This is a genomic window from Roseovarius pelagicus, assembly GCF_025639885.1.
Taxonomy (GTDB): Bacteria; Pseudomonadota; Alphaproteobacteria; order Rhodobacterales; family Rhodobacteraceae; genus Roseovarius; species Roseovarius pelagicus.
This window is the reverse complement of the sequence record NZ_CP106738.1, coordinates 326,347-348,847: the sequence shown is the minus strand read 5'-3', so window position 1 is coordinate 348,847 and position 22,501 is coordinate 326,347. Positions and strand designations below refer to the sequence as shown.

23 protein-coding genes are annotated in these 22,501 nt (G+C 57.9%); 5 read left to right on the top strand and 18 right to left on the bottom strand.

Going from position 1 to position 22,501, the window contains the following annotated elements:
- Window positions 1-19: 19 nt before the first annotated feature.
- Window positions 20-1,036 (bottom strand): Ldh family oxidoreductase, encoded by a 1,017-nt coding sequence (locus N7U68_RS02720; protein ID WP_263048157.1) that lies wholly within the window; start codon window positions 1,034-1,036, stop codon window positions 20-22.
- A gap of 166 nt (window positions 1,037-1,202) precedes the next feature.
- On the opposite strand from N7U68_RS02720, the gene N7U68_RS02715 reads away from it, so the two are divergent.
- Window positions 1,203-1,883 (top strand): GntR family transcriptional regulator, encoded by a 681-nt coding sequence (locus N7U68_RS02715; protein WP_263048156.1) that lies wholly within the window; start codon window positions 1,203-1,205, stop codon window positions 1,881-1,883.
- Between the two features lie 102 nt (window positions 1,884-1,985).
- The gene (locus N7U68_RS02710; RefSeq protein WP_263048155.1) at window positions 1,986-3,497 is read left to right on the top strand and encodes an aldehyde dehydrogenase (NADP(+)); all 1,512 of its coding nucleotides are present in this window, start codon (window positions 1,986-1,988) and stop codon (window positions 3,495-3,497) included.
- 90 nt (window positions 3,498-3,587) lie between these two features.
- Here the strand turns inward: N7U68_RS02710 and N7U68_RS02705 are convergent, their stop codons facing one another.
- The 5 genes from N7U68_RS02705 to N7U68_RS02685 are packed head-to-tail and all read right to left on the bottom strand — an operon-like array spanning window position 3,588 to window position 7,553.
- Window positions 3,588-4,619 (bottom strand): trans-3-hydroxy-L-proline dehydratase, encoded by a 1,032-nt coding sequence (locus N7U68_RS02705; protein ID WP_263048154.1) that lies wholly within the window; start codon window positions 4,617-4,619, stop codon window positions 3,588-3,590.
- 9 nt (window positions 4,620-4,628) lie between these two features.
- Window positions 4,629-5,351 (bottom strand): amino acid ABC transporter ATP-binding protein, encoded by a 723-nt coding sequence (locus N7U68_RS02700; protein ID WP_165192278.1) that lies wholly within the window; start codon window positions 5,349-5,351, stop codon window positions 4,629-4,631.
- A complete protein-coding gene (locus N7U68_RS02695) occupies window positions 5,348-6,010 on the bottom strand; it encodes an amino acid ABC transporter permease (protein WP_165192279.1) in 663 nt (220 codons plus the stop codon). Before N7U68_RS02695 ends, N7U68_RS02700 begins: the two co-directional genes overlap by 4 nt.
- 10 nt (window positions 6,011-6,020) lie before the next feature.
- Window positions 6,021-6,683 carry an amino acid ABC transporter permease gene (locus N7U68_RS02690; protein ID WP_165192280.1) on the bottom strand — a complete coding sequence of 221 codons (663 nt, stop codon included), beginning with the start codon at window positions 6,681-6,683 and terminating at the stop codon, window positions 6,021-6,023.
- Between the two features lie 57 nt (window positions 6,684-6,740).
- A complete protein-coding gene (locus N7U68_RS02685) occupies window positions 6,741-7,553 on the bottom strand; it encodes a transporter substrate-binding domain-containing protein (RefSeq protein WP_165192281.1) in 813 nt (270 codons plus the stop codon).
- Between the two features lie 131 nt (window positions 7,554-7,684).
- Here N7U68_RS02685 and N7U68_RS02680 point away from each other — a divergent pair, with 131 nt between their 5' ends.
- Window positions 7,685-8,359 carry a GntR family transcriptional regulator gene (locus N7U68_RS02680; protein ID WP_165192282.1) on the top strand — a complete coding sequence of 225 codons (675 nt, stop codon included), beginning with the start codon at window positions 7,685-7,687 and terminating at the stop codon, window positions 8,357-8,359.
- Window positions 8,360-8,453: 94 nt separating this feature from the next.
- Window positions 8,454-10,160, top strand: coding sequence for a cis-3-hydroxy-L-proline dehydratase (gene lhpI, locus N7U68_RS02675; RefSeq protein WP_263048153.1), 1,707 nt, complete (start codon window positions 8,454-8,456; stop codon window positions 10,158-10,160).
- Window positions 10,161-10,205: 45 nt separating this feature from the next.
- On the opposite strand, the gene N7U68_RS02670 is transcribed toward lhpI, so the two are convergent.
- The 3 genes from N7U68_RS02670 to N7U68_RS02660 all read right to left on the bottom strand — a co-directional run bounded on the left by N7U68_RS02670 (window position 10,206) and on the right by N7U68_RS02660 (window position 12,987).
- Window positions 10,206-10,820 (bottom strand): MATE family efflux transporter, encoded by a 615-nt coding sequence (locus tag N7U68_RS02670; protein ID WP_263048152.1) that lies wholly within the window; start codon window positions 10,818-10,820, stop codon window positions 10,206-10,208.
- 1 nt (window position 10,821) lies between these two features.
- Entirely contained in the window at window positions 10,822-11,607 is a 786-nt protein-coding gene (locus tag N7U68_RS02665) for an MATE family efflux transporter (protein ID WP_263048151.1), read from the bottom strand.
- 156 nt (window positions 11,608-11,763) lie between these two features.
- Window positions 11,764-12,987 carry an acyl-CoA dehydrogenase gene (locus tag N7U68_RS02660; protein ID WP_165192284.1) on the bottom strand — a complete coding sequence of 408 codons (1,224 nt, stop codon included), beginning with the start codon at window positions 12,985-12,987 and terminating at the stop codon, window positions 11,764-11,766.
- A 115-nt stretch (window positions 12,988-13,102) separates the two neighbouring features.
- Between N7U68_RS02660 and N7U68_RS02655 the strand changes: the two genes are divergently transcribed.
- On the top strand, window positions 13,103-14,011 hold the full coding sequence (locus tag N7U68_RS02655; RefSeq protein ID WP_165192285.1) for a LysR family transcriptional regulator: 909 nt from the start codon (window positions 13,103-13,105) through the stop codon (window positions 14,009-14,011).
- A gap of 57 nt (window positions 14,012-14,068) precedes the next feature.
- Here the strand turns inward: N7U68_RS02655 and phoB are convergent, their stop codons facing one another.
- The 9 genes from phoB to gmk form a co-directional block, all read right to left on the bottom strand.
- Window positions 14,069-14,758 (bottom strand): phosphate regulon transcriptional regulator PhoB, encoded by a 690-nt coding sequence (gene phoB / locus N7U68_RS02650; RefSeq protein ID WP_165192286.1) that lies wholly within the window; start codon window positions 14,756-14,758, stop codon window positions 14,069-14,071.
- 13 nt (window positions 14,759-14,771) lie between these two features.
- Window positions 14,772-15,485 (bottom strand): phosphate signaling complex protein PhoU, encoded by a 714-nt coding sequence (gene phoU / locus N7U68_RS02645; protein WP_165192287.1) that lies wholly within the window; start codon window positions 15,483-15,485, stop codon window positions 14,772-14,774.
- Window positions 15,486-15,496: 11 nt separating this feature from the next.
- Window positions 15,497-16,297 carry a phosphate ABC transporter ATP-binding protein PstB gene (gene pstB, locus N7U68_RS02640; protein WP_165192288.1) on the bottom strand — a complete coding sequence of 267 codons (801 nt, stop codon included), beginning with the start codon at window positions 16,295-16,297 and terminating at the stop codon, window positions 15,497-15,499.
- A 15-nt stretch (window positions 16,298-16,312) separates the two neighbouring features.
- The gene (gene pstA / locus N7U68_RS02635; RefSeq protein WP_263048150.1) at window positions 16,313-17,593 is read right to left on the bottom strand and encodes a phosphate ABC transporter permease PstA; all 1,281 of its coding nucleotides are present in this window, start codon (window positions 17,591-17,593) and stop codon (window positions 16,313-16,315) included.
- A gap of 11 nt (window positions 17,594-17,604) precedes the next feature.
- Entirely contained in the window at window positions 17,605-18,978 is a 1,374-nt protein-coding gene (gene pstC, locus N7U68_RS02630; RefSeq protein ID WP_263048149.1) for a phosphate ABC transporter permease subunit PstC, read from the bottom strand.
- A gap of 73 nt (window positions 18,979-19,051) precedes the next feature.
- Window positions 19,052-20,083, bottom strand: a complete 1,032-nt coding sequence (locus N7U68_RS02625; protein ID WP_165192291.1) for a substrate-binding domain-containing protein — start codon at window positions 20,081-20,083, stop codon at window positions 19,052-19,054.
- Between the two features lie 164 nt (window positions 20,084-20,247).
- Window positions 20,248-21,294 (bottom strand): sensor histidine kinase, encoded by a 1,047-nt coding sequence (locus N7U68_RS02620; RefSeq protein ID WP_263048148.1) that lies wholly within the window; start codon window positions 21,292-21,294, stop codon window positions 20,248-20,250.
- 5 nt (window positions 21,295-21,299) lie between these two features.
- Window positions 21,300-21,845 carry a gamma carbonic anhydrase family protein gene (locus N7U68_RS02615; protein ID WP_263048147.1) on the bottom strand — a complete coding sequence of 182 codons (546 nt, stop codon included), beginning with the start codon at window positions 21,843-21,845 and terminating at the stop codon, window positions 21,300-21,302.
- Entirely contained in the window at window positions 21,842-22,483 is a 642-nt protein-coding gene (gene gmk, locus N7U68_RS02610) for a guanylate kinase (RefSeq protein ID WP_165192294.1), read from the bottom strand. The genes N7U68_RS02615 and gmk overlap by 4 nt, the downstream gene beginning before the upstream one ends.
- Between the last annotated feature and the right edge of the window lie 18 nt (window positions 22,484-22,501).

Genomic DNA, 22,501 nt, shown 5'->3' with positions numbered 1-22,501 from the left:
TGAGACTGCACAACTGCAATCAGGGCAGAAGCGCCAGCAAATCCTCGTGAAGCGCGGCAGGTATCTCGACATATCCGCGATGCAGATTCCGCTCGCGCGCGGCAAAGCGACGTTGCGACGGCAGGCGTGCGCCCTGATCTATGATATCCGCAAAAAGACGTTCGGCACGCGCATCGTTTTCCGCCAGTTTCCCACCCGAGAATTGTGCGGGATCAAAGGCCAGAACAATCTCGCCATGATATGGCGCGCCACCTTTGCCCTCGGCAAACTCGTGACTTTCCAGACTGGTCAGATCGTCGATCATCGGGCCAGCCATCAGTTCGATCATAATCGACAGGGCCGAACCCTTGTAACCACCAAACGTCAGCATCGCACCACCCAGCGCCGCGTCCGGGTCGTTGGTTGGGTTGCCCTCTTTGTCGATCGCGACGCCATCTGGCAGCGGCTTGCCCGCACGCTTGTAAAGCTCGATTTCACCACGCGCAAAGGCACTGGTTGCGAAATCAAAGGTGAAAGGCATTTTTCCCTGACGCGGCCAACTGAACGCAAGTGGATTGGTCCCAAGTGTGCCACGCGTGCCGCCTGCCGGGGCCACCCATGAATGGCTGGGAACCATCGCTATCGCCGCCAGACCGGCGGCAGACAAACGCTCCACCTCGGGCCACAACGCAGAGAAATGAAAGCAGCGATTAATCGCCATTGCGGCAACCCCGAATTCGCGGGTTTTGTCGATCAGCTCTGGCATCGCCGCCTGCATCGCCAACAACGACATTCCCCCACGGGCGTCGGCACGAATGATCGCCTTACCGGGATTCGTGATCTGCGGTTCAGCCTGCCCGTCGATTTTGCCTGCCTTAATGGTGTCGATACACATGAAGAGACGAAACAGACCGTGCGACTGACAATCATCCAGCTGGCACGTGTAGAGCATTTCGGCAATGGACTGGGCGTGGTCAGCGCCGTATCCAGCCCCTTTCAGGATGTCATGGGCCAGCGTCTTAACGTCGTTCAGTCGGATCTTAACGGTCTGGTTCATCTGTCTGATTTTCCGTTATTATTAGGCATTATTGGATAATGGATACGACCTTATGGCTTGCCCGTACAGCCCCATTTTGTCGAAACCATACAGCAATAATATGTTGGAAAAACAATCTGAAACGAATAGCTATATCCAAAATGCAGAATTGTAAGAGATTTCCAAAGTGGCTGGGAAAAGATCAATAACCCGACAGAGCCTTCCCGATGTCATCACAAGTGACATCCGAGAGCGAATTTTGAACGGCGACCTTTCAGAAGGCGTCACCATCCGTCAGGAAGCGCTGGCAGAAGAGTATGACGTCTCTCGAATGCCTGTCCGCGAAGCCCTGAAACGTCTTGATGCCGAAGGTTTGGTGCAACTGACCAACAATCAGGGCGCGACGGTAACAAAACATTCGCTGGACGAGATCGGCGAGATCTTCGACCTGCGCATCCTGATCGAAGTGGACCTGTTTCGCAGGGCTATCCCTGCGATGACGGCACCACATGTTGAGCGCTGCGAGAGAATTCTCGAGGCGATGGAGCTCTCCTACGATGCGGATGATGTCGGCAAGTGGGGCGCGTTGAACTATGATTACCACTCTGCCCTATATGCCGCGGCGAACCGCGGGCTGACCAATGATGTGCTGCAACGGATCAACCTACAATCTGATCGCTACGTTCGCATGCACCTGAGCGTGATGAAGCAACGAGATCCCGCCCGACAAGAACATCGGGAACTGTTGGAATTGGCGCGTGAGGGCAACACCGAACAAGGCTGCGCCCTCTTGACGCGCCACATTTCACGGACCAAGAAAAATCTGCTGGAGTTGATGGCGGCCAAGCGGGCTGACGACAATCTGTGACATCCCGGTTCTACGACCTTTGGGTGTTTGCACCTTCTGTATTTTTGGATACAATATCCACAAATTGGAATCGGCAGCCTAGCAGGCAGAAAAGAGAGTTTGATGACCTTCGCACCCCACGGAAAACATTTGATCGCAGGCAATTGGGTGGATGGTGATGCCCGGTTCTCGTCAGAACCTGCATCCGGATCGGCCCATTCCTTTGCCGTTGGTCGTGTCGGCGATGTCGATGCCGCCGCCGAAGCCGCAGAAGATGCATTCTGGAGCTATGCCTACTCCACTCGCGAAGAGCGTGCAGCGTTCCTGAACGCGATCGCCGATGAAATCGAAGCGCGGGCCGATGCAATCACCGAGATCGGCACACAGGAATCTGGCCTGCCAGAGATGCGCCTGAACGGGGAGCGCGGTCGAACCACTGGTCAGCTACGCCTGTTTGCCAGCCATATCCTGCAAGGCGGCTATCTTGACCGGCGTCACGATGAAGCGCTGCCAGACCGACAACCCCTGCCCCGGTCCGACCTGCGGATGATCCAGCGCCCGATTGGTCCTGTGGCCGTCTTTGGTGCTTCGAATTTTCCCTTGGCATTTTCCACCGCCGGTGGTGACACGGCTGCCGCGCTGGCCGCCGGGTGCCCTGTCGTGGTCAAGGGCCACAGCGCTCATCCCGGCACCAGCGAGATTGTGGCCGAGGCGATCCACGCCGCGATCCAGAAATGCGGGGTCCATCCCGGCGTATTCAGCCTGATCCAGGGTGGTAACCGTCAGGTCGGATCCGCGCTGGTTCAGCATCCATTGATCAAGGCCGTCGGTTTCACCGGCTCACTCGCTGGTGGTCGTGCGTTGTTCGATCTATGTGCCGCGCGCGCTGAACCGATCCCGTTCTTTGGCGAATTGGGGTCCGTGAACCCGATGTTCATCTTCTCTGGCGCGCTGGCCAATCGTGGTGATGCGATTGCCAAAGGCTGGGCCGGATCGCTGACCATGGGCGCGGGACAGTTCTGTACCAATCCCGGTATCGCCGTCGTGCTGGCGGGAAAACACGCCGACAGTTTCGCCAAAGACGCAACCGAGGCGCTGTCGCAGATTGATGCGCAAACCATGCTGACCGACGGTATCGCGGCGGCATATCGTGATGGTCAGAACCGCGTCGCAAGCGTCACAGGTGTGCAAGAGTTGCTGGCAAACAGCTGCGACAACCGCAACGCAATGCCTTATCTCTACGCCACGACCGCAAAAGACTGGTTGGCGAACGCAGAACTGGCAGAAGAGGTGTTCGGCCCGCTTGGTGTGATCGTAACCGCAGACACGCTTGATCAGATGCGCGAGGTCGCTCACAGCCTTCAAGGGCAACTGACATGCACGGTTCATGTCGACGCCGAGGATACGACGGATGCAGCCAGCTTCATGCCTATTTTGGAACGCAAGGCAGGCCGCGTGCTGGCCAACGGGTTCCCCACCGGCGTCGAGGTTAGCGATACGATGGTGCACGGTGGCCCCTACCCGGCCTCGACGAATTTCGGCGCGACGTCGGTCGGAACGCTGTCGATCCGTCGGTTCCTGCGGCCTGTCTGTTATCAGGATATGCCCGAAGACCTGCTGCCAGACGACCTGTAAACAGGGGGTCGCAGATAACGAAAACAAGAGGCCACAACCTGCTGGGATTGTGGCCTTTTCTGTTGAGCCGGAAACTCTACCCTCTGGCAATCAGGTGTATTTCGGCCACGTGTCTGACAGCCGGTACCCTTCGGGCCAGGGATCGCTCGGATCCAGCATGTGCTGATGGGTGCCTGTCACCCAACCCCGACCGCTGATCTGCGGCCGAATAGCGGGCACATCCCCCACCATCGTTTCGCCCAGAATCTTGCCATGAAATTCCGACCCGATGATCGAAACGCCGGTCAATCTATCCCCGACCTTCATCTGACCTTTGGCATGTAACAGGGCCATGCGGGCGGAAACCGCCGTCCCGGTGGGCGAACGATCCAGTTTACCCGGCTGAATTGACACCACCGATTTGGCGCGCAGCCCGTTCTCGCCCCGTTCCAACGCCCCTGCAAACAGACAGAATGAATGATGCCGCCAATCCGGCTGCGTGGGATGATGAAAGGCCAGTTGTTCATTGGCAGCATTGGTGATTTTCACCCCTAACTGCGCGAGGGCCTGTGCCTGATCCGGGTCGAAATCCACCCCTAGCGATGTTGGGTCAACAACCACGAAACTGTCGCCACCAAAGGCCGTATCGACGGTGATCGTTCCCACATCTTCGATTTCAAGCGGAACATCCAGCAGGCCAGCAAACGATGGCAGATTCTCGACTTCAATACGCTCAGCCTTGCCATTCGCGCAATGCGCGCGGACCCGCACCAGACCGCCCGGCGCCTCCAGCGTCATTTCTGTGATCGGTTCCACCATCGGGATGATCCCGGTATCCAGCAGGACCGTCGACACGCAGATTGAATTTGACCCCGACATAGGGGGCGTATGTTCCGGCTCCATGATGATCCATGCCGCTTGCGCATCCGGATGTTTGGCCGGCACCAGCAGGTTCACATGCCGAAAAACCCCGCCGCGCGGCTCGTTCAGGACAAAGTTACGCAGGGTGTCATCCTCGGCGATCCAGTTGCGCTGCTCCCAGATTGTGTCACCGGGCGGCGGCGCGATACCGCCTACGATTACATCACCAACCTCGCCTTCGGCATGGCAAGACACCACATGGATTACTTTCGCACTGCGCATTGCGGTAACTTACCTGATGTTAGAGAGAAATTTCTGAAGGTGCTCAGACTTGGGTGCGCCAAAGATTGCAGATGGCGTGTCGATTTCCTCGATCACTCCCTGATGGAAAAATGCAACCCGGTCAGATACATCCCGCGCAAAGCTCATCTCATGCGTCACGCAGATCATGGTCATGCCTTCTTCGGCCAACAGACGCATGGTGTCCAGAACTTCGCCGACCAGTTCAGGATCCAGTGCCGATGTCGCCTCGTCAAACAGCATGTATTCGGGTTCCATCGCCAATGCCCGCGCGATGGCAAGGCGCTGTTGTTGACCACCGGACAGCGCGCTTGGATAAACGTTTAGCTTGTCACCCAGACCGACATGCTCCAGTCGTTTCGCGGCGATATCACGCGCTTCGGCCTTGGACTTGCCCTTGACGATCTTCGGGGCCAGAGCCACGTTTTCCAACGCCGTCAGATGCGGAAAACTGTTCCACTGCTGGAACACCATTCCCAGTTTCTGACGCAATGCGTTGATGTCGGTGCCTTTGGCGTGAACATCCGTGCCGTCAACTTTGACAGAACCGGCTTGTATCGGCTCCAGCCCGTTGATGCAGTAAAGCAAGGTCGACTTGCCCGAACCTGATGCGCCAATGACGGACAGGACCTCGCCCTTGGGAACATCTAGGTCGATGCCTTTGAGGACTTGCAACGTGCCAAAGTATTTTTCCAGTCCGCGAATTTCAATCATGAGGCCCACCGTTTTTCGAGTGTCGCGGCGTAGCGCGAAATTGGATATGACAGCGCAAAGTAGAACGCGCCAGCGAGTGTCAGGATAAGCAGCGGTTCCTGCGTTCGGGTGATCAGAATCTGGCTGGCTTTGAGCAGTTCAATGTAGCCCAGAACCGATACCAGCGCGCTGTCTTTCATCACGCCAAGCGCGACGCCGACCCATGAAGGGAACACAGCCCGACCACCAATCGGCAGGACCACGTAACGCAGGTCTTGCCAGTAGCTCATCCCGAGCGAGCGTGCCGCCCGGCGCATCGTGTTGCCGACGGCCTCCATGCCGCCACGCGCCACGTTGGCCACCAAAGCAGCGCAGTAAATCGACAAGATGACGACCCCGGACAGGAACGGGTCAAGGTTCAGCCCGATGATCGGTGCGAAGTTGTAGAACAGGACCAACTGAATGATCAGCGGCACGGATCGAAAAACATCGAGCAATGGGCCAAGCGTCAGGGCAGCGGTCCACCGCCCCTCGTATAAAATCCAGCCAAAGAAGATGCCCAGCACAGTGCCGATCGAGATCGACAAGACTGAGATCAACAGCGTCTTCCATGCCGCTTCTGCCAAAAACCACAGATCGTTGAGCTGAAAGCCGGAAAAGAAACTAATGGTCGGTTCCATGCGGCTCTCCTCAATACTTGAACAGGCGGGTCGCCAGCAGTCGCGACGCGCCCAGAATGATTTTGACGATCACGTAGTAGATGACAGCCGTGACGGCGAAATACTCGAAAATCCGGTAGGTCCGGCTGGCCAGTGCCTGTGTTTCGCCCGACAGTTCACGGAACCCGACCAGCATCCCCAGCGATGACATCAGCACCGCCCAGACCATCTGATTGGTCAACGGGTGATAGACGATGCGGAAAACCTGCGGGATGATGATCCGTGTATAGCTTTGCCAAGCTGTCATGCCCAATGATCGGGCTGCACGAATTTGGGTATCTGGAATGGCCTGAAATCCGCCGCGAAAGTTTTCGGCCAGATAGCCTGCGCAGTTAAAGCTGAGCGCTGCAAGCACGATGGTATAGGGCGACAAATGCAGGCCAATCGCCCCCAGACCGAACCCGAAGAAAAACAGCTGGAACAATGCGGGCGTGTTGCGGGCCAGTTCGACCCAGATCGATGCGCACCATTTCAACGGTCCGCGCAAATGCATACGGGCCAAGGCCAGCACCAGCCCGATGATGATGCCGATCACCATCGACAGCACAGCAACCTGAAGCGTTGTAAGGCCTGCCTCTAGCAAGTCTGGCAGGCTCTTCAAGACCGGCCGCCAGTGGAAGTTGTAGTCGAACATACCTGAGGCCCTGTCCTGTGTGGTTCCTCGCCCAAATGAATGGGCGAGGAAATCAGCTTAGTACATTACGCCGGGAATGCGTAGCTCAGGTGCTTCGCCGCCAACATACTGTCCCCAGAGTTCTTGGTAACGGCCAGAGCGGACCTGATGTGTGACAAACAGGTTGAGGTAGTTCAGCCAAGTAACGTCTTCACGCTTGCCCACAACCGAGGTGTAGTCGGTTGTCCAAGGCATACGCGGACCAGCCAGAATATTTTCATATTGCTGGGTGATTGGCTTGACGGTTGTGTTCGTGGTGATACCGATATCGGCTTTACCTTGTGCAACAGCCAAGAAAACCTCGTTCTCGGACTGATAGCCTTGGTAGTTGCCTTCTTCGCCCCATTCGGCAGCGATCTTGAGCCACTCTTGCTCTGGCACCGTGCCGACAGCCGCCGCGACGCGTTTGCCGCGAATGTCCTCGAATGTCTCGATGCCGCTGTCCGCACCAACCACACCCTGCGCATAGTAGATTGCGTATGGGATGGTGAAACCGACCGTACGGGCACGTGCAAGGCTGTCAGAGGTGCCGCCAAAGACAACATCCGCGCGTCCGGTGACGATAACTGGCAGACGCTCGGACCATGTCAGAGGCAGGATTTCATGCTCGACCTCAAGGGCCGCCGCCAGATCGGCGCAGTAATCCACGTCAAAGCCGGCAGGTTCGTTATTCTCGTCACGATACCCGATTGGTGGAAAGTCCAGAACGACGCCGCAGCGTAGCGTTCCACGGTCAACGACATCGTCAAGTGTGTCGGCCGCCACGGGTGTCGCGACGCTCGACGCTGCGATCGCCGCGGCTGATATGGCAGTGAGTATGATGCTTTTCATGTCAATTCCCTGTTGTGGTTTGATTCTAGTGCGCCTAGATTGGATACAATAAACATTATCCAAAAATCAATTACTGAGTTTAATTCGACCAATCGACGATGGAAACGGCACTGGTACAGTTGGAGGATAACATGGGCTTCAAGTCAGTGAACGTCGCTCAGACCAAATCAGCAACACAAATTATTTTCGACGCATTGCGTCAGGCCATCATTCTGGGCGAGTTGGAAGACAGCGCCCCTTTGCGTCAGGAAGAAATTGCCAAAGCATTCAACACCAGTCGCATCCCTGTTCGCGAGGCGATCGCACGACTTGAACAACTCGGCCTTGTCGAAACGCGCCGGTATAAGGGCGCCGTTGTCGCGGCCATATCAATAGAAGAGTTCAACGAAATCATCGACCTGCGCTCTGTCGTCGAAAGCGATGCGATCCGGCGGGCCGTTCCCCTGATGACCAAAGAGACATGTGCCAAGGCGCGGTCACATTTTGAAAATTTTGCCGTGGCGACAAAACCAGAAGCATGGACCGCCCTAAACCGTCAGTTTCACTGCTGTCTTTACGAGGCTGGACGATCACCAAACTATCTGGGTGTCATCAACCGTCTTCTGGATCGGGTGGATCGTTATCTGCGCACACAGCTTTCTCTGAGTGGAAGAATGGAAACGGCCACCCAAGAACACGAATGTATTTTGCTGGCCTGCGAGGCCGGAGATGCTGACCGAGCAGCCGCGCTGACATACGACCATGTGCAAGGCGTCAAGACGTCGCTCGGCAATTATCTGAAATCGAAAAGAGAACGCGCGTGCTAGGGGTGGGGTTAATACCTGCTTCTTTTCCGGCATTCCGAGCAATGCGCATTGCGCAGATGGCGTATCCTCTCACCGACGACCTGAAAGGCCTGACATGACGACGACAGCCGAACACAAAGCGACACTCTTTGTCCAGAACAACGCGCGCGGGCAGGTTTTGACCTGTAAGGAAGGGTTAAGCTTCTGGGGCGGGGTTGACCCTGACACCGGGGTGATCATCGACGCTCATCATCCCGACCACGGGGCCACCCTTGCGGGTCGGATTGTCCTGATGCCGACCTCTCGGGGGTCGTGCAGTGGCAGCGGTGTCATGCTGCAACTGGCGCGTAACGGGCAGGCCCCTGCCGCGCTCGTCTTTCGGGAAGAAGAGGACATTCTGACACTGGGTGCCATGATCGCGGCACGGCTCTTTGATCGGCCGATCGCAATCCTGCGGCTTGCGCCCTCGATCTATGACGCCTTGTCTGCGGCCGAGGTGGCAGAGGTTCGGGACGCAGAATTGCTGTTTGATGAACAAGCCATTGCCTTGCATCAGCCCAACGCCCACATGTTGAGCCTGAGTGAAAACGATCAAAAAATGCTGAGCGGACAAGGTGGCGACGCCCAGAAGATCGCCATGGAAGTCCTGTGCCTGATGGCCGCCGCGCAGGGTGCAACCCGCTTGATCGATGTGTCGCGCGCCCATATCGACGGCTGCATTTTGGCCCATGACGCCAACCTCGACTTTGCGGAAAAGATGCATCACATGGGGGCCAGAACCACCATCCCCACAACGATCAATGCCATTTCGGTGGATCGGGAGAACTGGCAAGATCAGGGCGTGGTACCGGTGTTCGGCTCCAAGGCGAGCCGCCTCGCCGATGCCTATGTCAACATGGGTGCGCGTCCGACATTTACCTGTGCTCCCTATTTGCTGGATGATACTCCCGCCGAAGGCGAGGCGATTGGGTGGTCCGAGTCCAACGCAGTCATCTATGCAAACTCGGTACTGGGTGCGCGTACACAAAAACATCCCGACTATCTGGACCTGTTCATCGCAATGACCGGACGCGCGCCCGATACGGGGGTCTATCTGGCCCAAAACCGACGGCCCAATTGCGAGGTGCATGTCCACCTGCCTGCGTCTTACGATGATGCAATCTGGCCGATGCTTGGCTGGCTGGCTGGAGCCGCCTCGCCAAGTGGTATCCCCATGCTCACCGGGCTCGAAGCCGCGTCACCCACGCCAGATGATCTCAAGGCGCTTTGCGCGGCCTTTGGCACGACATCCGCTGCGCCAATGCTGCACGTTCGCGGCCATACGCCAGAAGGTGCCCTGCCCCTACCTGCGGACGCTGAACGGCATGACATAACAGCGGCTAGTCTGGCGCAACTTTGGCAGGAATTTAATGCCGCGGATAATCATGTTGATCTGGTCGCAATCGGCAGCCCGCACGCATCCTTGACTGAATGTCGAAACTTCGCAAACTTCATCGGCGATGGAACCTGTCACGCCAACACCAAAACAATCGTAACGGTGGGGCGCAACGTTCTGGCCGAGGCCACTGACGAAGGCATCGTGAAACGTCTTGAGGCGGCCGGCGTCCGGATCATCCCTGACCTTTGCTGGTGTTCGATCACAGAGCCGATCTTTCCTCCGACAGCATCTGTACTGATGACAAACTCGGGAAAGTACTCTCATTACGCCAAAGGTCTGACAGGCCGTGATGTGCGGTTCGGCAGTTTGCAGGATTGTGCAGATGTTGCCCTAAACGGTGTTGCGCGCAATGGGCTGCCCGAATGGCTGTTGTCTGAACAGTAGTCAGACCTTTGGGCATGGGCCAAGCGGGGCATTTTGCCCCCGGCATCACCGCTGATTTCTATTGCACATCACATGCATCCGTAGATCCTTGTACTGGAAATGCGGAACGGGCGGATTGACGGTGGGATTGCCAATCACCCGCAGGCTGAGCCACACAGCGATAAAGGCAAAAATCACACCGCCGGCAGCCTGACCGATCAAAACACCCGGCGCGCCCCATAGCGCAGCGCCCCCGATGACCAGTGGCCATGTCCCAATCGTATGGCGTCCCCAGTTGATCCAAGTGGAATATCCCGGATGGCCAAGGTTGTTGAACGACGCATTGGCGACGAAGATTGCACCGTTAAAGAATGTGGCCAACGCGAGCGGACCGCAAAAGAGGAAGATCAACGCCTGCATTTCACCCGTTGCGTCAAAGAGATCGGCGATATGTCCGCGCAGAATAAAGAGCAATACCGAGACCGCAATCACATACAGGGCCACAAAGGTCAGCCCATCAAAGAACGCCTCGCGCACCCGTCCCATCTGACCTGCTCCAAAGTTTTGACCGATGATCGGACCGATGGCCCCCGACAGCGCCAGCACAACCGCAAAGACAACAGGTGTCATTCGGTTGATAACCGCCAGTGCGGCAACAGCATCCGTTCCGTGATTGGCCATCTCACGTGTGACAATGGCGAGATCCGACAGGTGTCGCGATCGTTGCCAGTACAGCAGGGATCGCAATCTGCGATGTCATGCGAAAATCACGTACTATGCATCGCGTTCTGGGTAGAGAAAACGCTGCGTAACGCCGGATTGCCGGATAGAATGCCGTCAGCATCGTGGCAATCCGCGCCAGCACCGTGGCAACAGCAGCCCCATCCAGCCCCATCCCGAGAGAGAAGATAAGGATCGGATCCAGCACAGCATTGACCGTGCCTCCGACCAATGCCGGATACATCGCCCGGCCCGCATCGCCATAGGCGCGCAATACCGCGACGGCCGTCATGCCAAGCCCGGAAATCGCGGTGGTCGGCAGGATAATCCACAGATATCGCTCAGCGGCGATCGCGACCTCGCCCTCGGCACCAATCAAACTCAGCAACCAGGTCATATTTGGCAGCGCCAGCAGCGGCACCAGCAGGCCCACGATCACGGCAATAACAGCGACACTGGCCGCAAATTCCTGCGCGTCCTGTTCGTCCTTGCCGCCTAGCGCGCGCGAAACCAATGCGCCGGCAGCAATCGAGAGGCCGATGTTGATCGCGCTGGCAAAGAACATCACCGTGCTGGCGTAGCCCGCAGCTGCGGCAAGCGCCTCCTGCCCCAACATCGAGATGAACAGAATATCGATCAGATCGACCGCAAAGATCGCCATCAGCCCGATACTGGACGTAAGCGACATGACCGAGACATGGCGCATCAGATTGCCGGAAACAAAGCTGGGGTCGGTGGCGAGGGTCATTTATATGCTCAATCAACAGTGGGCGGCGTCAAATCTGCCAGACCCGGGATTGAGCAGGTAAGTACGCGCCACGCAATAGCAAGCGGTAATGAGTGGTTGTGCAAAATTGCACAACCACTGCACTTGTGTCACGTCATGCGCGCCCTAGGACAGGGATCAGAAAAACGCCTGCAGCCCGGTTTGCGCCCGCCCGAGGATCAGCGCATGCACGTCATGCGTCCCCTCATAGGTGTTCACGGTCTCAAGGTTCATCATGTGACGGATCACCTGGAATTCTTCGGAAATGCCATTGCCGCCATGCATGTCGCGGGACATGCGCGCAATATCCAGCGCCTTGCCACAGTTGTTACGCTTGATCAGCGAAATCATCTCTGGCGCCGCATTGGCATCATCCATCAGGCGCCCCACCCGCAGTGCCGCCTGCAGGCCCAGCGTGATTTCGGTCTGCATGTTGGCCAGTTTCAACTGAAACAGCTGCGTCTGTGCCAATGGCTTGCGGAACTGATGGCGGTCCAGCCCATATTGGCGTGCCCCGTGCCAGCAGAATTCGGCTGCGCCCATAACCCCCCATGCGATGCCATAGCGCGCACGGTTGAGACAGCCAAACGGACCTTTCAGCCCCTCGACATTGGGCAGCAACGCGTCTTCGCCAACTTCGACATCCTTCAACACGATTTCACCGGTGACAGAGGCGCGCAGACTTTGCTTGCCGGTGATCTTCGGCGCGCTAAGGCCCTTGGTGTCTTTTTCCAGAACGAATCCACGAATTTTGCCGTCATGCGCGTCGGATTTGGCCCAGACAACGAACACGTCGGCGATGGGACTGTTGGAAATCCACATTTTCGACCCGTTCAGACGATAGCCGCCATCGGTCTTTACCGCGCGGGTTTTCATGCCCGACGGGTCACTGCCCGCATCGGGCTCTGTCAGGCCAAAGCACCCAATCAATGTGCCAGCAGCGAGACCCGGCAAATACTTCTGCCGCTGCTCTTCGCTGCCATAGGCGTAGATCGGATACATCACGAGGCTCGATTGCACGGACATCATCGACCGGTATCCGCTGTCAACACGCTCTATCTCGCGCGCGACCAGACCGTAGCCGACATAACCGCCGCCCAGCCCACCATATTCCTCTGGAATGGTCGTACCCAACAGGCCCATTTCGCCCATCTCGGCGAACAACTCGGGCGCAACGGTTTCTTCGGCATAAGCCTTGATTACGCGGGGCTGCAACTTTTCCTGCGCAAAACTGCGCGCGCTCTGTGCGATCATCCGCTCGTCTTCTTCGAGCTGATCGTTCAGGCGAAACGGATCCTGCCAGTCAAAATTTCCCAGATCGGGGGCATCTTTGGCTTTGAGTTTGGGGGCGTCGAGGCTCATGTCGGGTCCTTTCATGCGGTTTGCGCAAGCTGCGTCATGTTGGCTTGCTCTATACCGCGCATAAGGGCAAAAGAATAGCGAGGTTTTGGCAATCATACATGAGGAAATCGCATAGATGCCCCTGCCCCGCCGTTTTCTGCCATCCATCGCCAGCCTACGCGCGATCGAGGCGCTCGATCGTCTTGGCAGCGCCACGGCGGCCGCCGACGCCCTATCGCTGAGCCAAAGTGCGGTCAGCCGACAGTTGCAGACGTTAGAGGAACAGTTGGGCGTGTCTCTGATCCGCCGCGAGGGGCGCGGTATGACCCTTAGCTCCGAGGGCGTCGCCTATGCCGGGGAAATTCGCAACGCGCTGGGACAAATTGCCCAGGCGTCGATGAAAGCGGCGCTCAACCCGGCGGGCGGTAGCCTGAATCTGGCAATTCTGCCCACCTTCGGCATGCGCTGGCTGGTGCCCCGCCTGCCGGATTTCGCCCGCGCCCATCCCGAAGTGACAATCAACCTTTCAACACGCTTCCGGGCGTTCAACTTTGCCGCAGAAGGATTCGACGCGGCGATTCATTTCGGTCAGCCTGATTGGCCCGGCACTGACGGTATAAGGCTGCGGCCCGAAGCTGTGATCGCGGTCTGCGCGCCCGGTCTTTTGGCCGAGCATCCGCCGCGAACGGCACAGGATTTGTTGTCCCTGCCCCTGTTGCATATCGAGACGCGGCCTGAAGCATGGCCGGCATGGTTTGCTGCGCATGGCGTCGAGGTGACCCGCGCCGCCGGAACGGTCCATGATCAGTTCGCAACCATCACGCAGGCCGCGCTGCATGGCCTGGGCGTGGCGCTGTTGCCCGACTATCTGGCAGAGCAGGAACTGGCCGCCGGGCGGCTCGTCGCGGCATGGGGTGGTGCGACAGCATCACCGGGGGCTTATTGGCTGGTCTGGCCAGAAGCCAGAGCGCAGGATGCCGCATTGGCCAAGTTTCGTGACTGGATTGGCAGCCAGATCAACGAAGATGATTTGCTCCCGCGCTAGATGCACGAAAAGCTCTGGCGTTCCGGCTTGGGATTTTGCAACCGACCGCCGCGTTCTTCAACCGAGCGCGTAACCCGCGCCGCGCACCGTCCGCAGCGGATCGTCACCACCATGCTGGCACAGCGCCTTGCGCAACCGTCCGATATGCACATCGACGGTCCGGGTGTCCACATAGATGTCACGGCCCCAGACACGGTCCAGCAATTGATCGCGGCTCCAGACGCGGCCCGGCTTTTCCATGAACGTCGCCATCAGTCGAAACTCGGTCGGCCCCAGCTTGAGCTGCTTTTGGGACCGTGTGACACGGTGGGTTTCCGCATCAAGTACGATATCGGCGTATTCCAGTCGCTGGCCGACCGTGGCTGGCCGTGTACGGCGCAACTGCGCGCGCACCCGCGCCATCAACTCCACAACAGAATAGGGTTTCACGACATAGTCATCCGCACCCGTCTCTAATCCACGTACGCGGTCCACCTCTTCGGAACGTGCCGACAGCATGATGATCGGCACCGCGCGCGTCTCGGCCTTGATCTTGAGCTGGCGGCACACTTCGATCCCCGACACCCGTGGTAGCATCCAATCAAGAACAATAACGTCGGGTTGAACTTCGGGAACCATCAGCAATGCTTCTTCGCCGTCTTCGGCGGTGGCCACCTGAAACCCGTCCGCCTCCAGATTGTAGGTCAGCACCTCGCGTTGTGCCGGTTCGTCCTCGACCAGCAAAATCCTGGGGCGATCAAAACTCATTCCATCTGCTCCTTTACACACCCAACCCGGCGTCAGTCGATGTCAGATCACCCTTTGGACGGGCTTCATCGGGCATCTCACCTGTTACCAGATAAATAACCTGTTCGGCGATCGAGGTGACATGATCCCCCATACGTTCGGTGTTCTTGGCGATGAAATGCAGATGCATGCACGACGTGATATTACGCGGATCTTCCATCATAAAGGTCAGGAATTCGCGGAACAGAGCATTATACATCTGATCGACATCCTCATCACGCTGGATGATTTCGGCTGCCAGTGCCACATCGCGCTGAATATAGCTGTCCAGCGCGTCCTTGAGCATACGCTCCACCTCGCGCGCCATCCGGCGCAACGCGGCCGGTGATCCCTCGACAGGTGCGTAGCCCGCCAGCAGCCCCGTCCGCTTGGCCATGTTCTTGGCGTAATCACCGATCCGTTCCAGATTGGCGCTGATCTTGATCACGGACAGGATCAGACGCAGATCCTTGGCCGTGGGCGACCGAAGCGCGATGACGCGCGCGGCTTCTTCATTGATCTGCATCTCGAGCGCATCAATCGCCTTGTCGCGGCGGCGCACGGTATCTGCCAACTCTCCGTCGCGTGTCTCTAGCGAAATAGCGGCGTCTATGATTGCCTCCTCGACAAGCCCGCCCATCTTCATAATTTGGGCCTGAATCGTCTCCAGATCGCGGTCAAAGGCCGAGGCGATATGAGTATCCTGCATCTGTTCTCTCCCTAGCCGATCCGTCCGGTGATGTAGGACTCTGTCCGCTCATCTTCGGGGTTGGTGAATATTTGTGCCGTGTCGCCAAATTCGACCAGATGGCCGAGGTGGAAAAATGCGGTCTTCTGGCTGACGCGCGCCGCCTGCTGCATCGAGTGGGTGACGATCACCACCGAATAATTGCCGCGCAACTCGTCAATCAGCTCTTCGACCTGTGCCGTTGCAATCGGGTCAAGCGCGCTGCACGGCTCGTCCATCAGCAGCACTTCGGGCTCGGTGGCCACGGCCCGCGCGATGCACAGGCGCTGTTGCTGGCCGCCTGACAGGCCGGTGCCGGGTGCATGCAACCGGTCCTTGACCTCGTTCCAGATCGCACCACGGCGCAATGCTCTTTCCACGATATCATCCAGATCGCTCTTGGTGCGGGCCATTCCGTGAATGCGCGGCCCGTAAGCAACGTTGTCGTAAATGGACTTGGGGAACGGGTTCGGCTTTTGAAAGACCATTCCGACCTGAGCACGTAGCTGGACGGGATCCACACGCTTGTCATAGATATCAGTGCCATCAAGGCGGATGTCACCGGTCACTCGGCACACGTCGATGGTGTCGTTCATCCGGTTCAGGCAACGCAAGAAGGTGGACTTGCCACAACCCGAAGGCCCGATAAAGGCTGTCACCGTCTTGTCCGCGATGTCCACACTGACATCCTTGATGGCGTGGGTGTCACCATAGTGGACCTGCACGCCGCGGGCGGAAAATTTGATATCTTGTTGGTTCACTTTGTTCTCCGCAAGATTGGGGGCGTCATACATCGTTTCTATCCTTTTCTACCACTTCCGCTCAAACTTGCTGCGCAGGAAGATGGCGACGGCGTTCATCGTGATCAGGAAGGTCAGCAGCACCAGAATGGCGGCAGACGTCCGGCTGACAAAGCCGCGCTCCGGGCTGTCGGCCCATATGAAAATCTGCGTCGGCAGTGCGGTCGCACTGTCGAGCGGTGTATCGGGGGCAGAGGTGATAAATGCGTTCATCCCGATCAACAACAACGGGGCCGTCTCCCCCAGTGCCTGCGCCAGACCGATGATCGTGCCGGTCAGGATACCCGGCATGGCCAGAGGCAGGACGTGACCGAATACCACCTGATGCTTGGACGCGCCGACACCCAGCGCCGCCTCGCGGATCGAGGGTGGCACGGCCTTGAGCGCGGCGCGCGTGGCGATGATGATCGTCGGCATGGTCATCAGCGCAAGCGTCATCCCCCCCACCAGCGGCGCGGAGCGTGGCATACCGAACCAGCCTATGAACACCGCCAATGCCAGCAAGCCAAAGACGACCGAAGGCACCGCCGCCAGATTATTGATGTTCACCTCGATAATGTCGCTGAACCGCGTCCTTGGTGCGAATTCCTCCAGATAGATTGCCGCGCCAATACCGATTGGGAACGAGATCAGAAAACACACCAGAAGTGCCCAAAAGCTACCGATCAGCGCGCCTTTGAGGCCCGCCAGTTCAGGAAAGCGGGAGTCGGCGTTGGTGATCAACCCCCAGTTCAATGGTTGGCTGATAGTGCCAGCCTGTTGCAACGTATCAAACCATCCGATCTGGCGGTCCGACAGCTTGCGTTGGTTCTCGGGGCTGTCTCGGTTGACCTGGCCTTTGGTCAGTTGGTCATAATCGTCTGAAACCGGCACTTTGATCGTCAGGATCTCTCCGATCAGGTCTGGGTTATCCTTTACCCGGTCGCGCAACTGAAATTGTGCGCCCTTCGACAGAATGCTCTCCAGTTTACGCAGGTCAGCCCGGCCCGACACTTCGGGAAAATATGACTGGAGACTGTGAAGCAGGATATCATCAAACTTACCGCGTTGTATTTTGTCCTTCGAGATTTCGTCAGGATCAATAAACACTTCAAGTTCAATATGTGTTTGAATGAACGCCTTGTGGCCGCTGCTGACCAGCGATGCAATCAGGATAAACAGCATCACCGCAGCAAAGCTGATCGCAGCGATTCCCAACCCCTGAAGGATCACCTGATTGCGGTTGCGTCGTTTCACGTTTGAATTGCCTGCCGACACTATGGACGACTTGTTCGCGGAAATATCAGTCATTGCGAGGGTCCTTAGTCGTAGGCTTCGCGATACTTGCGCACGATACGCAAGGCGAAGACGTTGATTATCAGCGTGACGATGAACAGCATCATGCCTAGTGCGAAAGCCGCCAATGTCTTGGGGTTGTCAAAGGACGTATCCCCGATCAGCAAGGTAACAATCTGAACGGTCACGGTTGTTACGCTATCCAGCGGGTTGATCGTCATCTTGGCAATCAGTCCCGCCGCCATGACCACGATCATCGTTTCACCGATGGCGCGGCTGACGGCCAACAGGACGCCGCCGACGATGCCGGGTATGGCGGCCGGAAACAGGATATTCGTCATCATTTCGGCTCGCGTCGCCCCCAGCCCCAGCGCGCCATCACGCAGGCTTTGCGGTACCGCCGACAACGCATCATCGGCAAAGGAAGAGATGAATGGGATCAGCATGATCCCCATCACGCTGCCCGCTGCAAGCGCAGTGTTTGGCGATACGTCAAGCCCGATGGACTGACCGAAACTCCGGATTGCAGGTGCCACGACCAGAACCGCAAAGAAGCCATAGACAACCGTTGGCACCCCGGCGAGGATTTCGAGAAACGGCTTCGCAACCGCGCGCACCCGCTTTGGTGCAAACTCATTCAGATAGATTGCCGACATCAGCCCGACCGGCACTGCCAGAAACAGGGCGATGGCCGTGATCACCAATGTGCCCAGAAACACCGGCAGCCAACCGAATGCTCCCTCAGCCGCGATTTGATCCTCGCGCAGTGGGATTTGTGGCTCCCAGTTGGTCCCGAACAGGAATTCGGTGACCGGCACCTTGGCAAAGAATTTTGCCGTCTCAAACACCAGCGAGGCAACGATACCGATGGTGACAAAAATTGCCGCCACCGCACAAAAGATCATCAGGCCCGATACTATACGTTCCACACCGTGACGGGCACGAAACTCGGCAGAAACCTTGCGGCGGGAAAAGACCATCAGGACCAGCGAGAGCGCCACCACCATGACCAGCAACAGCTGGCCGCTGCGCGCGTTCGCGGCGACATACCGCTCTGCGGCGTCGAGCTTCCATTGCTCGGGAGTGCCAAAGATGTTGCCGATGGCGATGGACTTGATTTCGGCGACGATCAGCTGGACCTCACCTGTCCCCAGCCCCTCGAGACGGTCGGAAATGTCGGATTTGAGGATCGCGTCAATCACGGTGCCCTGCAGCACCAGCCACAACAGTATCAGCACCAGTGTTGGCACCAAGATCATAAGCAGAGAATAAGAGCCGTGAAAGCGCATCAACGAATGGAGTCGCGCCCCACCATTTCTGATACCGGCCGCAGCCTGACGATTCCAGACATAGCCAAAAATGGAAAGCACGAGCAGGCAGAGAAAGGCAGCGGTGGTCATGACGCCCTCGATCCGAGAAAAAGAGGCCGCCCGACGGTGTCGCGCCGGGCAGCCGATTGAACAGAGCGGATGATCAGGATTTTGCTTCCATGTTCATCGCTTCTACAGCGTTGTCCTGCATCTTGGTGCGCGTCGCGTCACCCAGCGGGACGAGGCCGCGCTCGGACAGGTAGCCACCCGGACCCATTGCATCTTCGGAAACATATTCCTCGATGAACTCTTGAAGGTTCGGGATCACGCCGCGATGCGCGTTCTTGACGTAGAAGAACAACGGGCGCGAGATGTCGTAGTCGCCGCTCTCAATGGTATCAAAGCTGGGCTCGACACCTTCAATCGACACAGCTTTCAGCGTGTCCGAGTTCTCATACAGGAACGAGTAGCCAAAGATGCCAACCGCGTTCGCGTCGGCTTGCAGGCGTTGGACGATCAGGTTGTCGTTTTCGCCGGCTTCGACAAAGGGGCCGTCCTGACGCAGACGCGCGCAGTTATCTTCGGCCCAGTCGTGACCTTTTTCCTTGATCATCGGGATGTCCATGCAGCCGTCGACAATTGCCAGTTCGACGAATGCATCACGGGTGCCCGATGTCGGCGGGGGGCCATAGGCAAGGATATCTTCATTCGGCAGACTGGCGTCGATGTCGGACCATTTCATGTAGGGATTGGCGACCATTGCGCCATCGACGGGAACCTCAGCCGCAAGTGCGAGGTAAACCTGCTCTTCGGTCAAATCCCAGTCGTGCGCGCTCTCGCGCGAAACAGCGATGGACAACCCGTCATTGCCGATCTGAACTTCGGTGACCTCTGTCACGCCGTTCTCAATGCACAACGCATATTCGGATGCCTTCATTGCGCGCGAGGCACCAGTGATGTCGGGGTGGCCTTCGCCGATACCGCCGCAAAAGATTTTCATGCCACCGCCGGTGCCGGTCGACTCAACGATTGGCGAAGGCGCGCCAGTGACGTTCGAGAATTGCTCGGCCACAGCTTGGGTGTAGGGGAATACCGTGGATGAACCGACGATGCGGATTTCGTCGCGCGCAGCAGCCGCAGTGGCAGACACGGCAACGAGGGCAAGCACAGAGGTGCTGACTTTTCCAAAGGACATGTAAAACTCCTGATTTCGTTTTTGGGCGGAGGCTTGCTCAGCCCCTCACAGGTTGCTGAATATCCCTGCTCTGCTGCGCTTTTGTTGCAGTTTTGTAACGAGAACATGACACCGCTGGATGCCGTAGGGTCACACGCGGGGTTGCTGCAAATGCGGTAATCGCCCTACTGGGGTGCGGCTGGCAGCAACACCTTGAATGTGCTGCCAATTCCTACCTTGCTGTCAATCCTCAGTCGCCCACGGTGGCGATTGACGATATGTTTAACAATCGCCAAGCCCAAGCCGGTCCCACCCATTTCACGACTGCGGTGGCTGTCCACGCGATAGAATCGCTCGGTGAGTCGCGGCATATGCTGAGGGTCGATTCCCGGCCCCTGATCCGTAACCGCGATCACCGCCCCCGACCCGCGTAGCGCCGGTTCGGCCTCTGATAGATGCAGAGTAACGTCGACCCGTTTGCCGGCCCCTCCGTATTTCAGCGCATTCTCCAGCAGGTTGGTAATGACCTGCCGCAACTGATCGGAATCGCCCGGCACGCTGATACCGTCATCTGGCAGATCGAGAACCACCTCGACCGCCGCGCTTTCGGTCAGCGGGCGCAATGTGTGGCAGACTGACTTTAGCAATGCGCCCAGATCGACCATATCCTTGGGGCGCATACGCTCTTGTCCCTCGACCCGGCTGAGCGACAGCAGATCGCGCACCAGACGCTCCATCCGGCTGGCCTCGTGGTGCATTGTGGTCAGGAACCGTTTTTGCGCTGCCATGTCATCCTTTGCCGGTCCTTGCAGCGTCTCAATAAACCCCAGCAACGCCGTCAAAGGTGTGCGCAACTCATGGCTGACATTTGCGACAAAATCCCGTCGCATCTGGTCGGCTTGCTCCAGATGGGTGATGTCCTCCAGACACACCAGCACACCGACCTCTCCGGCGAATTCCACATAGCTGGCAGTCACGATGAAAGTGGTGTCCTGCGCCCCATCACTGGACAGATACCGGGTGGTGCGCTGATCGTGATCGCGCATTGCCCCCTCGATGGCATCCAGCACGTTCGGTTGACGTAATGCGGTGATAAAATGCCGCCCCGTCAGCGCGCCACCCAACAACGCGCGCGCGCGGTCGTTTGCTCCGACAATCTGCTCGGTCGCACCAATCAGCAGCGCGGGCATCGGCACCGCTTGTAACAATGCGTTGAAATCGACCGTCTGCATCCGCTCTATCCGCGCAGTGGTACGGCCAGCGGCATCAGCCCGGCCCGGAACCTCCGCATGTTTTCCTGATAGTGCAACGCACTGGCCTTCAGTCCCGCAATCGCCTGTGCGTCCAGCTGGCGCACCACTTTGCCCGGACTGCCCATTACCAGACTGCCATTGGGGATCACTTTGCCTTCGGTAATCAGCGCACCTGCGCCGATCAGGCAATTGTCGCCGATCTGCGCCCCATTGAGGATCGTCGCGCCCATCCCGATCAGGGAGTTGGTTCCGATGGTACAACCATGCAGCATCGCCTTGTGTCCGATGGTGCAACCCGCGCCGATACGCAGCGGGTACCCTATATCCGTGTGCATGACGGTGTTTTCCTGCACATTGCTGCCGGCCCCGACTGTGATCAGCTCGTTATCGCCCCGCAACGTGGCACCGAACCAGATCGACGTGCCGCTTTCCAGCGACACCCGCCCGATCACGTTGGCATCAGGCGCGACCCAGTAATCGCCGTCTTCCGGCGGCTGCGGCTCAATACCGCCCAAAGCATAAAGTGTCATTTGCGATCCTCGAATTGCAGTTGCAAATTGCGCACGTGCTGGGTCAGGCTCGGTTGCTGGATACGCCGCAGCCGCGCGGCCGAGATGATCTCTTTCAATTGCGCCTCGGTCGCGTCCAGATCGTCATTGACCAGCACATAGTCATACTCGGCCCAGTGGCTGATTTCATCCCAACTCTTTTGCATGCGCTTGGCGATCACCTCTGCGGTGTCCTGCCCGCGCGCATCCAGCCGGCGATGCAGTTCGGGGATCGAGGGCGGCAGGATAAAGATCGACAGCGTGTGCTTGCCTAGATCAGAGTTCTGGATTTGCTGCGCCCCCTGCCAGTCAATGTCAAACAGCACATCGCGCCCGGCATCTATCGCGGTTTCAACAGGAGCTTTGGGTGAGCCGTAAAAGTTACCAAAGACAAAGGCATGTTCCAGCATCTCTCCCTCGGCCACATCACGGCGAAATCGTTCTTCGGTGAGGAAATGATAATGCTCGCCATCCACTTCGCCATCGCGCGGCGCGCGCGTGGTGGCCGAAACTGAAAAACTGAGACCCTCGTCCCATTCCAACAGTCGCCGCGACAATGTGGACTTTCCGGCACCAGACGGTGACGACAGAATAATCAAAAGGCCGCGCCGCTGGGTCATATCCAATCCTTTTGCATC